Raw genomic sequence first — 13465 nt, 5'->3', positions numbered from 1 at the left:
TGAACAGATGACTGCTTCTTTGAAAATCTCCCCCGCAACGATCACCAAGGCCAGCGACACGGCTGCCCGCGCCATTCCCCCCGTCTGGCCTCTGGCTTCATCGGTCGCCGTGAACCCCTATCTGGGTCAGGCACAGGAAACGCTGGCGCAGGTTGGGGCGCGTTTGGGGCGCGTGGGCGGGGTCCCCGTGACGATGCCGCGCAACTGGTACAAAGAGCGGCTCGAGGACGGCACGATCACCGATGCCGACATCACCGCCGCCCTTGCGCGCCAGACATCGCCAAACCTGCCCGATCTTCAGTCGCTAAAGCAATTGGCCGGCGCGCAGGCCGCTGACCCGACACCCTTGCCGAGCATCGCGGATCTTGCCGCAGAGGTCTGTGGCATCGATTGGCCGGGGATCATCGCGGATCGGTTGGGGCTCTGGGCCGCGGGTTATTTCGATCAGGGCCAGGCACTTTGGGCGGCACCGCGCCGGCGGGGTGCCTATGACGCCTGGCGTCAGAATGCGACCCATGACCTGACCCCGGAAATCGCCGGGCTGGTGAGTTTTGCGCAATTCGTCGCCGAAACGCCGGACACGGCGCGCGAGGCCATGTCGGGCAGTATCAAAGCGCTGGCGCTGCCCGAGGCGGCCCTCGAAACCTATCTGCATCAATTGCTGTTTACTCTCGGCGGCTGGTCGCAGGTCGCGCGCTATTACCTGTGGCAGGCCGAACTGGCGGGCACGGATGACAAGACCATCACCGACATGCTGACCATCCGGCTGATCTGGGAAGAAGCGCTTTTTGCGCAGTACAAAGACCAGATCGCGCAGAAATGGGAAGATGTGAAAACCGCCCATGCCGCGCCCGTGACCCCGGATGCGGACCTTGTCGCCAACGCCATTCTGCAAGAGGCATGGGAACGTGCGGTACAGCGCGATCTGGCACAAACCTTGGCCGACCCGGCACCGCAACTGACGGATAAAAGACCAGCCTTGCAGGCAGCGTTTTGCATCGATGTGCGCTCGGAGGTCTTTCGCCGCGCGCTGGAAGCGGTGAGCCCTGATATTCGCACGCTTGGGTTTGCCGGTTTTTTCGGCCTGACCGCGTCCCACAAGGGTTTTGCATCGGACGTCGCAGAACACAGGCTGCCGGTGCTGCTCAATCCGGGCGTCACATCGGTCACGCAAACCGATAACGTTGAGGCAGAGCAAACCGCCCGCTTCACGGCCCGCGCCAGCCGCGCATGGGGCCGCTTCAAACTGGCTGCGGTCTCCTCCTTTGCCTTTGTGGAGGCGACGGGGCCGATCTATGTCGGCAAACTGCTGCGCGATACGCTGAACCTCGCGCCCAATGAGGCACCCGGCGGACCGGCACCCCGGCTGGACCCCGCGCTTGATCTTGCCGCCCAGATTGATGCGGCGGAAACCATTTTGCGGGCGATGTCGTTCACAGAGAATTTTGCGCGCCTCGTGGTTTTGGCGGGGCATGGGGCGAATGTGGTCAACAACCCTTTCGCCAGCGGTCTGCATTGTGGCGCCTGCGGGGGGTATTCCGGCGAGGTCAACGCGCGGTTGCTGGCCGGGCTGCTCAACAGTGCCGAGGTCCGTGCGGGTCTCGGGCAGCGCGGTATCGACCTGCCCGAGGACACGTTGTTTGTCGCGGCCCTGCATGACACGACGACCGATGCGATCACGCTCTATACTCAGGATCATCCCTGCGACGGTCACGCGGATGATCTGCGCCGCGCGCAAGAATGCTTCGCGGCTGCGGGCAGCCAGACGCGGGGCGAGCGGGCGTTGCGTCTGCCGCGCGCGGCAGGTCAGGGTGACATCGATCTGCGCAGCAGGGATTGGGCGGAAACACGGCCCGAATGGGCGCTGGCCGGGTGCAAGGCGTTCATCGCAGCACCGCGCCATCACACAGCGTGCAAAAATATGCAGGGCCGCGCGTTTCTGCATGACTACCAGTGGAAAGAGGACAAGGGTTTCGGTGTGCTCGAACTCATCATGACCGCGCCGGTGGTCGTGGCAAGCTGGATCAGCCTGCAATATTATGGCTCAACCGTTGCCCCGGATACCTTTGGCGCGGGCAATAAGCTGCTGCACAATATCACCGGCGGTATCGGCGTGGTTGAAGGCAACGGCGGAACGTTGCGCGCCGGTTTGCCCTGGCAATCGGTGCATGACGGCGAGGATTACGCGCATGAGCCGCTGCGGTTGTCAGTTTGCATCCAGGCACCGCGCGAAGCGATGAGCGATGTGCTCAAGCGCCATGACGGTGTACGGGATTTGTTTGATAATCATTGGCTGCACCTCTTTGCGCTGGATGAAGAAGGGCGGATGGCCTGGCGCTATGACGGGGATCTGGAATGGTCACAGATGGCTGTTGATCCGGCTCCGCCCGCGGAGCTGAAGGCGGCGAGCTGACCCTGTCAATTGCTTGCTTTGATCTGCACCGCCCGCTGTGACATATGGCAGGTGGTGCAGGAATTAGGGGCCACGAAGGGCTTATGATGTTCTGCGTGTCGGTTTTCGCGCCAAGGCGATATCGGCCAATGTTGATCTGTCCAGATCCGCCAGAAAAACCGCCTCGGCGGCGCGCAGGCGGGATTTGAGACCACATCTATCCTCCAGCGTGCACGTGTTTTGCCCCACGGCAAGGCATTCGACCAAGGGCTGATCGCTCTCCAGCAGTGAAACGACGGAGCCGAGCGGGATGTCTCCCGGCGCTTTGCACAAGCGCGCGCCGCCCTTGCCGCCACGCTGTGTCTGCACAATTCCGCCGCGCGCGAGGCGTTGCATAATCTTGCTGAGGTGATGGCGGGACAGGTTGAACTCTTCGGCCAGATCGGCCGTTGAAAAGGCCTGCTCCGGCGCGCTGGCCATGCGCATCAGCATCCGCAAGCCATAATCAGTGAAGGATGTCAGCCGCATTTATGAACCGTGCAAATGAATAAGTATTTACAATACCAATTAACAGGCGTATCGCCAGATGCAAGGCAGAAGAATCCCAGGACCCTCAGGATGAGCAGCACAGCCCAACAAATGCGTGCATGGACCGGACCGGCTCTTTTGACATATGGGTTCCGCCCTTTTTTCCTTGGCGCGGGAGTTTGGGCGGTCATCGCGATGCTGATCTGGTTGGCGCTGCTGTCAGGTCAAATCGCACTGGAAACCGCGTTTGATCCAGTGTCATGGCACGCACATGAGTTTCTGTTTGGCTATCTCACGGCCGTCGTTGCGGGGTTCCTGCTGACCGCTGTGCCCAACTGGACAGGGCGTCTGCCAATCGTCGGCTGGCCGCTGGCGGGGCTTTTCGCCTTGTGGGTTGCTGGGCGTGTGGCTCTTACTCTGCCGGGCACGCTCTCGCCGTTTCTGATCGCACTCATCGATCTTGCAATGCCGTTCACGCTTTCCCTCGTGCTTGCGCGCGAGATCATTGCGGGGAAAAACTGGCGCAACCTCATAGTGCTCGCAATGCTGGCCGTCTTGATGCTGGGCAACGCGGTATTCCACTGGGAAGCGGCCCAGGGTGAGTATGCCGCGCAGGGCTACGGGCTGCGTATCGGTCTTGGGGCGGGCGTGATGATGATCGCGGTGATCGGAGGGCGGGTCGTGCCATCCTTCACGCGCAGCTGGCTGGTGAAACAGAAGGCGGATCAGCTGCCGTCCCCCCCGATGCAACGTTTTGACAAGATCTCCCTGCTGGCCTTGCTGATCGCACTCCTGACATGGGTGGCAACGCCAGCTTCCCTCCTGACCGCAGCCTGTCTCGCTGTTGCTGGCCTGTTGCACGTGATGCGCGTTTTTCGATGGGCGGGCGTGCACACGCGGGCCGAACCTCTGGTGAGCGTCTTGCATATCGCGTATCTGATGCTGCCGCTTGGCGCATTGGGCCTGGCGGCAGAAATCGCTTTTCGCGAAATGTCCGGTTTGGGTGCGGTCCAACATATCTGGATGGGTGGGGCGATCGGATTGATGACTTTGGCGGTGATGACCCGCGCGACCCTTGGCCATACCGGACAAGCATTGCACGCAGGCACCGGTACGGTCCTTATCTACGCCGCAGTCGTGATTGCCGTGCTTTTACGGGTCGCCGCAGGGGTATTCGTGACCAAGGCGACGGTGCTATTCGGGGCGGCGGCAATCTTCTGGATCGCCAGTTTTGCAGGCTTTGTCGGCATCTATGGCCCCCTTTTGCTGCGATCCAAGCCGGTTGGAAAAGGCCAGGCGTGACATGACGGTATGGGGCGAATTTATCGCAGCCTTTGGCGTGTTCTTCCTCACACATTCCCTGCCTGTGCGGCCTGTGGTGCGAACAAGGCTTGTTGCCTGGCTTGGGCAAACAGGCTTCACGATTTCCTATTCGCTGCTCTCCTTATCTGCGCTGGCCTGGGTCATCGGTGCTGCGGGGCGCGCGCCATATGTCGTCCTGTGGCGTTGGGCAGCATGGCAGAATATCATAACCCTTATTGTCATGTTGTGCGTTTGCATTCTGTTGGCCCTGAGCATTGGTCGGCCAAATCCCTTTTCTTTCGGGGGCGCGCGCAATCAGGCCTTTGATGCGGCCAAACCCGGCATCATTCGGTTCACACGACACCCGATGCTGCTGGCGCTTGGGCTTTGGGCCTTCGCACATATCCTGCCCAATGGTGATGTGGCGCATGTCTTGCTGTTCGGGCTTTTTGGCTCTTTCGCTGTGCTCGGTGGCAAGATCATTGATCGGCGCAAAAAGCGGCAAATGGGCGCGGCATGGGGCGACCTCCTACACCGCGCCAAGGGCGCAAACACCTCCTTTGGCACGGAAAATCGCGGTAATCTTGCACTTAGGCTCCTTGCTGGTCTGATCGCTTTTCTGGCGCTGCTGGCCCTTCATCCCGTGCTTTTTGGCGTCGGCCCCCTGCCTTAGGATCACATATCGGGTGCAGCCCTGCGGGGGTCGTGGTTTCGCTGGCCCTTCCTTGACTTTAGTCAAGGCACCGCAAGGCAAGCTTGCACAGAGTGCCGTGAGGGAGGCGCTACATGCTTGCAATCCGAAGCCTGTTTGCGTTTTGCCTTGTGCTCATCGCGGGTCTTTCCATGGGTGTCAGGCCTGTGGCTTCGGACACGCTGGCAACCTTTCTGCCTTCTCTTTCCGCAAGCGAATTTGCAAAAGACGCCGACGGCTTCGGCGCGATCGACCCGGAAACAAAAGTCGCCCCGATCCTGCGCGGGGGGGAGACTTTGGGGTATGCCTTTCTGACATCGGATTTTGTCGGCACGACCGGATATTCCGGCAAGCCCATCCATGTGGTCGCCGCGATTGACATGAACGCGAAGCTGATGGCGGCGCATCTGGTCAAACACTCCGAGCCAATCGTTTTGATCGGGATTCCAGATCGCAAGGTCAAGGCGATGACTGAAGGATACAGCGGTCTTGATCTGAAGGCGGAAATAGAGGCCGGCGGCTCCGGGCATGAGTTAGACATCATTTCCGGCGCGACCGTGACCGTCATGGTGATCGATGACAGCATCGTGCGCGCTGGGATCAAGGTGGCACGGATGCTGTCGCTGGGCGGGTTAACCGTACAGATCGCAGGGCCAAAGCGAAAGATCGACCGTTCAAGTGAGGCCACATCCGATTGGATGACGCTGGCGGGGGATGGCTCGGTCCGCACCCTCGCGCTCGACATTGGCCAGGTCAATCGCGCCTTCGAGCAGAGCGGCGATGAAAAAGCGATTTCCCGTCCTGAAAAAGGGGCCTCCGAGGATACATTCATTGAAATGACCGCCGCCATTGTGTCCATCCCCGAGATTGGGCGATCGCTGCTGGGGGCGGCCGAATACGCCAATTTGGTGGGCTGGCTGGAGGAGGGCGAGGAGGCCATTCTGATCACCGGGCGCGGGTCCTATTCCTTCAAGGGGTCGGGCTATGTGCGCGGCGGCATTTTTGACCGGATACAGCTTATCCAGGGCGACCGCGCCGTGCGCTTTTTTGATCGTGATCACAAGCGGTTGGGGCGGCTTGATCCGGCGGATGCACCCGCTTTTACAGAGCTTGACCTTTTCAAGATCGGCGCGGATGTCGAGTTCGACCCCGCAGAGCCTTGGCGTCTGCAACTTCTGGTACAGCGCGCGACCGGTGCGGTCAGCAAGGCGTTCATCACGGCGAATCTGGGCTATCAACTGCCCGAACGCTTCATCGAGCCTGCCCTCGTGAACCACCCTCTTGTCGAGGATGAGGCCGCGGCCAAAACTGCCCTGTGGCAACGCGTCTGGCGCGATAAAACGGTTGAGATTGGCATCCTCGCAGCGATGCTCGCCACGCTCACGGTGATCTTTTTCTTCCAACAACAATTCACCCGAAACGCGCGGGTGTTCTACTGGGTGCGCACCGGTTTTCTGACCATGACGCTGGTGTTTCTGGGCTGGATGATGAACGCGCAGCTTTCTGTGGTGAACCTGCTGGCGCTTGGGGGCGCGTTGCGCTCGGGCTTCAGCTGGGACGCGTTTCTGCTCGATCCGCTGGTCTTCATCCAGTGGTTTGCCATCGCGGCGGCGCTGCTGTTTTGGGGCCGTGGGGCCTATTGCGGCTGGCTCTGTCCCTTCGGCGCTTTGCAGGAGCTGTCCAACAAGATCGCGCGCGCCGTGAAAATTCCGCAATTTGACTTGCCCTGGGGTCTGCATGAACGTCTCTGGCCGATCAAATACATGATCTTTCTGGGGCTTTTCGCGGTATCGCTGACCTCCCTGCCACGCGCCGAAGCATTGGCCGAAGTCGAGCCCTTCAAGACCGCGATCATCCTGAAATTTGCGCGCGAATGGCCCTTTGTAGTCTTTGCATTGGCGATGTTGGGCATCGGGCTGTTCATCGAACGGTTCTATTGTCGCTATGTCTGCCCCTTGGGCGCGGCGCTGGCGATTCCGGCCCGTATTCGCATGTTTGACTGGCTCAAACGCTACCGGGAATGCGGCAACCCGTGCCACTCTTGCGCCAATGAATGCCCGGTGCAGGCGATCCATCCCACGGGCGAAATCAACCCCAATGAATGCGTCAATTGCCTGCATTGTCAGGTGCTGTACCAGTCCGAGGACAAATGTCCCGTTGTCATCAAACAGATCAGACGGCGCGCAAAAAGCGCCGCCGGGACGGAGGCGCTGGACGCTTTTTCCCGCACCAAACCAGTTTCAGAACCCAATTGAGAAGGAGAAAGACCATGTCACAAGAGGAACGCAAAGCGCAGATGCGCATGAACCGTCGCCAGTTGATGGGCGCAACCGCCGGCGGCGCGGCACTTGCTGCCGCCGGGAGCGCGGGTCTGCTGGGCAGCGCGACACCCGCCCACGCCGCCGAGGGGCATTTTAACCTCGCGCCGGGCGAATTGGATGAATATTACGGCTTCTGGTCCTCGGGCCAGTCAGGTGAGATCCGGATCCTGGGCTTTCCGTCCATGCGTGAGTTGATGCGCATTCCGGTGTTCAACCGCTGCTCGGCGACGGGATGGGGCCAGACCAACGAGAGCCTGCAGGTGCTGACCGAAGGCCTCCTGCCCGAGACCCGCGAGATGCTCTCAAAACGCGGCATGAAAACCTACGACAACGGCGATCTGCACCACCCGCATATGTCGTTCACCGATGGCACCTATGATGGGCGTTATATTTTTGCCAATGACAAGGCCAACACGCGGGTCGCGCGGATCCGGTGTGACATCATGAAATGCGACAAGATCATCGAGATCCCCAATGCGCAGGATATTCACGGCATGCGCCCGCAAAAATACCCGCGCACAGGCTATATTTTTGCCAATGGTGAGCATGAGGTGCCCTTGGTCAATGACGGCTCGATCCTGGATAGCCCCGAGGAATACGTGAACATTTTCACCGCGATTGATGGTGATGAGATGAAGGTCGCCTGGCAGGTGATCGTGTCCGGCAATCTCGACAATTGCGACGCGGATTATCAGGGCAAATACGCCTTCGCGACCTCCTATAACTCGGAGATGGGGATGAACCTCGCCGAGATGACGGCCAATGAAACAGACCATTGCGTGGTGTTCAACATCAAAGCCATCGAGGCCGCCGTGGCCGCGGGCGAAGGGCAGATATTGCAGGGCGTGCGCGTGCTGGATGGGCGCAAGACCGCCAATTCGCAACTCACCCGCTACATCCCGATCCCCAACAGCCCGCATGGCTGTAACGCAGCCCCCGACAAGCAGCACATTGTCATCAACGGCAAGCTGTCACCGACGGTATCGGTGATCGACGTGACGCTGGTGGATGCGCTATTTGAAGGGGCCGATCCGCGCTCCTGCATCGTGGCCGAACCCGAACTGGGGCTGGGGCCGTTGCACACCGCCTTTGACGGCAAGGGGAATTGTTTCACCACGCTGTTTCTGGACAGTCAGGTCGCCAAGTGGAACATGGCGCGCGCCATCGAGGCTTACGGCGGCGCGGATGTCGATCCGATCATCTCCAAGGTCGATGTGCATTATCAGCCGGGGCATAACTCGACCTCCATGGGCGAGACAGCCGAAGCCGATGGCAAATGGCTGATTTCCATGAACAAGTTCTCCAAGGATCGGTTCCTCAATACCGGGCCGTTGAAACCGGAGAACGAACAACTGATCGACATCTCCAGTGACGAGATGAAGGTTCTGCATGACGGGCCGACCTTTGCCGAACCGCATGATTCCATCATCGTGCATGCCTCCAAGGTCAATCCGGTGAACATCTACAGCCGCGATGATCCCTCTTGGGAAGCCGCGCGCCAACAGGCCGCCGCCGATGGTGTGGATCTTGAGGACGGCCACCCCGAACCGATCCGGGATGGCAATAAGGTGCGTGTCTATATGTATTCCATCGCACCGGAATTCAGTCTGGAAAAATTCACCGTGCAACAGGGCGATGAGGTCACGATCTACGTCACGAACCTCGATGACATCGATGATGTGACGCATGGGTTCTGCCTGTCCAACCACGGTGTGGCGATGGAGGTGGGACCGCAGGCGACGGCGTCGATTACCTTCACCGCCGACCGTCCGGGCGTGCATTGGTATTACTGCCAGTGGTTCTGCCACGCGCTCCATATGGAGATGCGCGGCCGGATGTTCGTCGAGCCAAGGGCGAGCTGAACCATGGGGCTGCTCAGGGCGTTTCTTTTCTTTTTGATCTCTGCGGGCATGGCGCTCGCAGGGACGACGCCTTTGCAGCCCATTATCGATGCCGCAGCGCCGGGTGCGGTGCTGCGCTTGCAACCGGGCCACTACGCGGGCCCGCTGCTTTTATCAAAACCGGTGCATCTGATTGGCGGTGCGGGAGTGCATGTGACGGGACAGGGTCAAGGCTCCGTCCTGACGCTGGATGCCAAAGATATCCGGGTGCAGGGGCTGCATGTGACCGGCTCCGGGGACAGCCATGAGACCAAGGATGCCGGGATCACCCTAACCAAATCGGCAACCGGTGCGGTGGTGCAGGGCAATCTGCTGCAAGGTAACCTTTACGGTATTGACGTGCACGGTACGCGCGATGCCTTGATCACGGGCAATGTGATCGAAGGGCGACAGGGCCATCGCATGAACCAGCGTGGCAATGGCGTCTATGTCTGGAACGCGCCCGGCACGGTGGTGGAGGGCAATGACATCCGCTGGGGGCGCGACGGGATTTTCGTCAATACCTCCAAACGCAACGTCTTTCGTGGCAACAGGTTTCGTGACCTGCGTTTCGCCGTGCATTACATGTATGCCAATGACAGCGAGGTGTCGGGGAACCTGTCCATCGGGAACCACCTGGGCTTTGCGGTGATGTATTCGCGCCATGTGAAGGTGCTTGACAATGTCTCCGTCGGGGATCGCGATCACGGCGTGATGCTGAATTTCACCAACCGCTCCGAGGTGCGCGGGAATTACGTGCAGGAGGGCGCCAAGAAATGCCTGTTTGTCTATAATGCGCATAAGAACAGGATCACGGACAACCGCTTTGAACGCTGCGGCGTGGGCATCCATTTCACCGCTGGCTCCGAGCGCAATGACGTCACCGGCAATGCCGTTGTCGGTAACCGGACGCAGGTCAAATATGTCTCCACCAAATGGCTCGACTGGGCGATTGCGGGGCGGGGGAATTACTGGTCCGATTTTGTCGCGACTGATCTGGACGGCAACGGGATCGCGGATGGCACCTATCGGCCCAATGACAGCATCGACCAGATGCTCTGGCAGCAACCCGCCGCGCGCCTGTTACTCGGCTCGCCCGCCGTGCAGATGGTGCAATGGGCGCAATCGGCCTTTCCCGCGCTGACCCCCGGCGGCGTGATGGACAGTGCGCCGCTGATGCGTCCGGTTGTGATTGATGTGCCGGTCTGGGGGGCGTCCCATGGCGGATGATCTGGCCCTCAAGGTCAGCGGGCTGACGCGGCGGTTCAAGGGGGCCGACGGCGTTATTGATGTGTCGCTAAACGTACAACCGGGGGAGCGCGTTGCCCTTCTGGGCCATAACGGGGCGGGCAAATCGACCCTGATGAAGGGCGTTCTGGGGCTCTTGCCGCTTGAGACTGGATCAGTGGCCATTGCCGGGCACCGGCTGGGCAGCCATGGCGCGCGCGCGGCGGTCGCCTATCTGCCCGAGGCGGTGGCGTTCCATCCTGCCCTTTCAGGTCGCGAGCAGATCCGATTATTCGCGCGGCTCGCCAAGGTGGACATGCGCGAAGCGGAGGTCTTACTGGAGCGCGTGGGTCTGTCGGGTGCAGCGGACCGGCGCATCGGCACCTATTCCAAGGGAATGCGGCAACGGCTGGGCATGGCGCAAGTGTTTCTCGGTAAACCCGCGCTGGCGCTGCTGGATGAGCCGACCAGCGGGTTGGACCCCATAGCCCGGCATGACCTTTATGCGCTGATCGACGCGCTGGCGGAGCAAGGCACCGGTGTGGTCATCGCCAGCCACGCGCTGACCGAGATCGAAGCGCGCACCGACCGTATCGCCATTCTGCGCAAGGGTCAGCTGGTGGCGGATGCCCCGCTCAAGACGCTCTTTGCCCGTGCGGACATGCCCATCCGCATCCGGGTTGAGGCCAAAAATGACGCGGGCGCCGTGTTTGATCGATTTGGCGGGCGGCGCATCAACGGCGCGCGGGTCGAATTTGCGGTCACGCAGGAAAACAAAATGGCGCGTTTGGCGGAGGTCACGGCGTTCGGTACAGAAATCGCAGATGTCGAGATCATCCCGCCCACGCTGGAAGACCTCTATCGTTTCTATTCCCGATCGGAGGGTAGGACATGAGCCAGATCATTGCCCTCGCCAGCGTCGAATTCCGCATTTTGCAACGCAACCGCTGGCTGATCATCGCCACGGGTCTGTTATCCGTGTTTGCTCTGGCCCTGACGCTCGCGGGGGCCACCACCTCCGGCGCGCTGGGGGTGGATCTGTTGACCGTTTCGGTGGCGTCGATGACGACACTGGCGGTCTATTTGGTGCCGCTGGTGGCGCTTTTGATCTCTTTCGAGACAATTGCGGGGGACGCGGAGCGCGGCTCTCTGGCGTTGGTGCTGACCTATCCGGTGTCGCGCGGCGCGCTTTTAGCGGGCAAATTCCTCGCGCATCTGGCGGCATTGGCCATCGCGGTCTGCATCGGGTTCGGGCTCTCGGGGCTTATATCGCTTGCGCTTGGCGGTGCGGGACCCGCCAGCGGGATCGCCCTGCTGCGCTTGATGCTGGGGGCGATTCTTTTGGGGGCGGCGTTTATTGCCCTGGGCTATGTCGTTTCAAGCCTCAGCCGGTCGGTGGCCGCAGCCGCGGGCGGGGCCGGGTTCGTCTGGCTCGTTCTGGTCGTGCTCTATGATCTGGTCCTGCTAGCGCTGGTCGTCTGGGACAATGGCGGGGTGTTCAGCCGGGAAATCTTCCCATGGGCGCTGCTGGCCAATCCTGCCGATGCCCTGCGGCTTTTTGCCGTCACGGGGTCCGCAGATCAGGCGCTGGTGACAGGCATGGGGGCAGCGGCGGCGGCGCTGCCTGCGCAGGGTGCACTGCTGTCCCTGTTGTTCTGGCCGGTGGCCGGATTGCTGCTGGCGCGTGTTGTTTTTGGACGGAGGGTGCCATGAGAACTCTGATTTTGCTTTGCGCGTTGGCGTTGACCGCCTGCAAGGAAGATATCGCCGAAGCACCCGATCCAATGCCGCTCACGGCAGAAAACCTCGCGCACTACTGCATGATGAACATCTCCGAACACCCCGGCCCCAAGGCGCAGATTTTCCTGAGCGGTCTGCCGGACCCAATCTTCTTTGCGCAAGTCCGGGACGCCTTTACCTATATCGCCAGCGCCGAGCAGGACGGCTATATCACGGCCATCTACGTCAATGACATGGCCATCGCGCCCTGGGCCACACCGGGCGCAGAGAACTGGATCACGGCCAGTGATGCGCATTATGTGATCGGTTCGGGCAAGATGGGCGGCATGGGCGCTCCCGAACTTGTCCCGTTTTCCACAAAGGCCAGTGCAGCGTCCTTCAAAGCCGATTACGGCGGGCAGATTTATAGAATGGATGATGTGCCACAAGACGCATTTCTCGCCCCCGTAGACATCACATTCTCAGGAGAGGAAAACGGATGAGCACGCGCCCCCTTTCACGCCGCAGGTTTTTGCGGATTTCAGCGGCGGTTCCCCTCTGCGGCCTATCGCGCAACGCCCTCGCCGCAGCATCCACCACCTCTTGGCGGGGCCAGGCCTTAGGGGCACAGGCGCAGATCATCGTTGCCGGTCTCGATCCAGCGGAAGCGGCACCCGTCTTCGCACAGGTCCGCGATGAAATCGCCCGACTTGAGACCATCCTGAGTCTCTATCGGCCCCACTCCGAGTTGAGCCGGCTGAACGCAACCGGGGCGTTAATGTCGCCCTCCGCTGACCTGTTGGAGGTGCTCAGCCTGTCAAAATCGGTTTGGCAAGCCTCAGGCGGCTCTTTCGATCCCACGATCCAACCGCTCTGGATCGCGCGGGCCTTGGGCGAACCTGCCCCTGCCCCATCGGGTGATTTTGGCGATGTTGTGTTTTCTGCAAAGGCGGCACGGCTCAAACCCGGCTCTGCTCTGACGCTTAACGGCATCGCGCAGGGATATATCACGGACCGTGTTGCAGAGCTGTTGCGCCGCCTCGGGTTACAGAACGTGATTGTGGATGCCGGCGAACAGCGCGCCTGGGGCAGCCGTCCCGAGGGGGGGGCCTGGCGCGTCGGAATTGCGGATCCATCGGGGACGGTCGTACGAAATTTGACACTCAAGGACCGCGCTCTGGCCACATCCTCGTCGCGGGGGACGGTTTTGACGGACGGGCGAGGACACATCATTGATGCGCGCAGTGGCCTCTCGGCCCAGCTTTGGAACACGCTCAGCGTGACCCATGAAACTGCCGCCCTTGCGGATGCCCTGTCCACGGCAGCTTGCTGCCTTAATACGCAGGAAACGGAGGCCATGCTCGGGCATTTTCCTTCCGCCAGCCTGGCGTATCGGGGATAGAGA

General features: G+C 60.9%; 11 protein-coding genes. 10 read left to right on the top strand and 1 reads right to left on the bottom strand.

Annotated features, from left to right (window positions below; all coding sequences use genetic code 11):
* Positions 1 to 7: 7 nt before the first annotated feature.
* The gene (locus ROLI_RS01120; RefSeq protein WP_187428106.1) at positions 8 to 2413 is read left to right on the top strand and encodes a YbcC family protein; all 2406 of its coding nucleotides are present in this window, start codon (positions 8 to 10) and stop codon (positions 2411 to 2413) included.
* Positions 2414 to 2494: 81 nt separating this feature from the next.
* On the opposite strand, the gene ROLI_RS01115 is transcribed toward ROLI_RS01120, so the two are convergent.
* Entirely contained in the window at positions 2495 to 2920 is a 426-nt protein-coding gene (locus tag ROLI_RS01115) for an Rrf2 family transcriptional regulator (RefSeq protein ID WP_187428105.1), read from the bottom strand.
* Positions 2921 to 3010: 90 nt separating this feature from the next.
* On the opposite strand from ROLI_RS01115, the gene ROLI_RS01110 reads away from it, so the two are divergent.
* From ROLI_RS01110 to ROLI_RS01070, 9 genes are all read left to right on the top strand, one after another.
* Complete coding sequence (locus ROLI_RS01110) at positions 3011 to 4222, top strand: NnrS family protein (RefSeq protein WP_187428104.1); 1212 nt, start codon at positions 3011 to 3013, stop codon at positions 4220 to 4222.
* A 1-nt stretch (position 4223) separates the two neighbouring features.
* Positions 4224 to 4895 carry an NnrU family protein gene (locus tag ROLI_RS01105; protein ID WP_187428103.1) on the top strand — a complete coding sequence of 224 codons (672 nt, stop codon included), beginning with the start codon at positions 4224 to 4226 and terminating at the stop codon, positions 4893 to 4895.
* A 113-nt stretch (positions 4896 to 5008) separates the two neighbouring features.
* Positions 5009 to 7168, top strand: coding sequence for a NosR/NirI family protein (locus ROLI_RS01100; protein WP_187428102.1), 2160 nt, complete (start codon positions 5009 to 5011; stop codon positions 7166 to 7168).
* 14 nt (positions 7169 to 7182) lie between these two features.
* A complete protein-coding gene (gene nosZ / locus ROLI_RS01095; RefSeq protein WP_187428101.1) occupies positions 7183 to 9096 on the top strand; it encodes a TAT-dependent nitrous-oxide reductase in 1914 nt (637 codons plus the stop codon).
* Positions 9097 to 9099: 3 nt separating this feature from the next.
* Positions 9100 to 10344: a nitrous oxide reductase family maturation protein NosD gene (locus tag ROLI_RS01090; RefSeq protein ID WP_187428100.1), complete on the top strand. Its 1245-nt coding sequence runs from the start codon at positions 9100 to 9102 to the stop codon at positions 10342 to 10344.
* Positions 10334 to 11236 (top strand): ABC transporter ATP-binding protein, encoded by a 903-nt coding sequence (locus ROLI_RS01085; protein WP_187428099.1) that lies wholly within the window; start codon positions 10334 to 10336, stop codon positions 11234 to 11236. The genes ROLI_RS01090 and ROLI_RS01085 overlap by 11 nt, the downstream gene beginning before the upstream one ends.
* Positions 11233 to 12054 carry an ABC transporter permease gene (locus ROLI_RS01080; protein ID WP_187428098.1) on the top strand — a complete coding sequence of 274 codons (822 nt, stop codon included), beginning with the start codon at positions 11233 to 11235 and terminating at the stop codon, positions 12052 to 12054. The genes ROLI_RS01085 and ROLI_RS01080 overlap by 4 nt, the downstream gene beginning before the upstream one ends.
* Positions 12051 to 12563: a nitrous oxide reductase accessory protein NosL gene (locus ROLI_RS01075; protein ID WP_187428097.1), complete on the top strand. Its 513-nt coding sequence runs from the start codon at positions 12051 to 12053 to the stop codon at positions 12561 to 12563. Before ROLI_RS01080 ends, ROLI_RS01075 begins: the two co-directional genes overlap by 4 nt.
* Positions 12560 to 13462 (top strand): FAD:protein FMN transferase, encoded by a 903-nt coding sequence (locus ROLI_RS01070; protein ID WP_187428096.1) that lies wholly within the window; start codon positions 12560 to 12562, stop codon positions 13460 to 13462. The genes ROLI_RS01075 and ROLI_RS01070 overlap by 4 nt, the downstream gene beginning before the upstream one ends.
* Positions 13463 to 13465 lie beyond the last annotated feature (3 nt).

This window comes from Roseobacter fucihabitans, assembly GCF_014337925.2.
GTDB lineage: Bacteria > Pseudomonadota > Alphaproteobacteria > Rhodobacterales > Rhodobacteraceae > Roseobacter > Roseobacter fucihabitans.
This window is presented reverse-complemented; position numbering and strand designations above follow the sequence as displayed.

What these genes read in the sequence shown, in the direction of transcription:
- ROLI_RS01120 (WP_187428106.1), top strand. Translation starts at nt 8, where the DNA reads ATGACTGCTTCTTTGAAAATCTCCCCCGCAACGATCACCAAGGCCAGC.
- ROLI_RS01115 (WP_187428105.1), bottom strand. Translation starts at nt 2,920, where the DNA reads ATGCGGCTGACATCCTTCACTGATTATGGCTTGCGGATGCTGATGCGC.
- ROLI_RS01110 (WP_187428104.1), top strand. Translation starts at nt 3,011, where the DNA reads ATGAGCAGCACAGCCCAACAAATGCGTGCATGGACCGGACCGGCTCTT.
- ROLI_RS01105 (WP_187428103.1), top strand. Translation starts at nt 4,224, where the DNA reads ATGACGGTATGGGGCGAATTTATCGCAGCCTTTGGCGTGTTCTTCCTC.
- ROLI_RS01100 (WP_187428102.1), top strand. Translation starts at nt 5,009, where the DNA reads ATGCTTGCAATCCGAAGCCTGTTTGCGTTTTGCCTTGTGCTCATCGCG.
- nosZ (WP_187428101.1), top strand. Translation starts at nt 7,183, where the DNA reads ATGTCACAAGAGGAACGCAAAGCGCAGATGCGCATGAACCGTCGCCAG.
- ROLI_RS01090 (WP_187428100.1), top strand. Translation starts at nt 9,100, where the DNA reads ATGGGGCTGCTCAGGGCGTTTCTTTTCTTTTTGATCTCTGCGGGCATG.
- ROLI_RS01085 (WP_187428099.1), top strand. Translation starts at nt 10,334, where the DNA reads ATGGCGGATGATCTGGCCCTCAAGGTCAGCGGGCTGACGCGGCGGTTC.
- ROLI_RS01080 (WP_187428098.1), top strand. Translation starts at nt 11,233, where the DNA reads ATGAGCCAGATCATTGCCCTCGCCAGCGTCGAATTCCGCATTTTGCAA.
- ROLI_RS01075 (WP_187428097.1), top strand. Translation starts at nt 12,051, where the DNA reads ATGAGAACTCTGATTTTGCTTTGCGCGTTGGCGTTGACCGCCTGCAAG.
- ROLI_RS01070 (WP_187428096.1), top strand. Translation starts at nt 12,560, where the DNA reads ATGAGCACGCGCCCCCTTTCACGCCGCAGGTTTTTGCGGATTTCAGCG.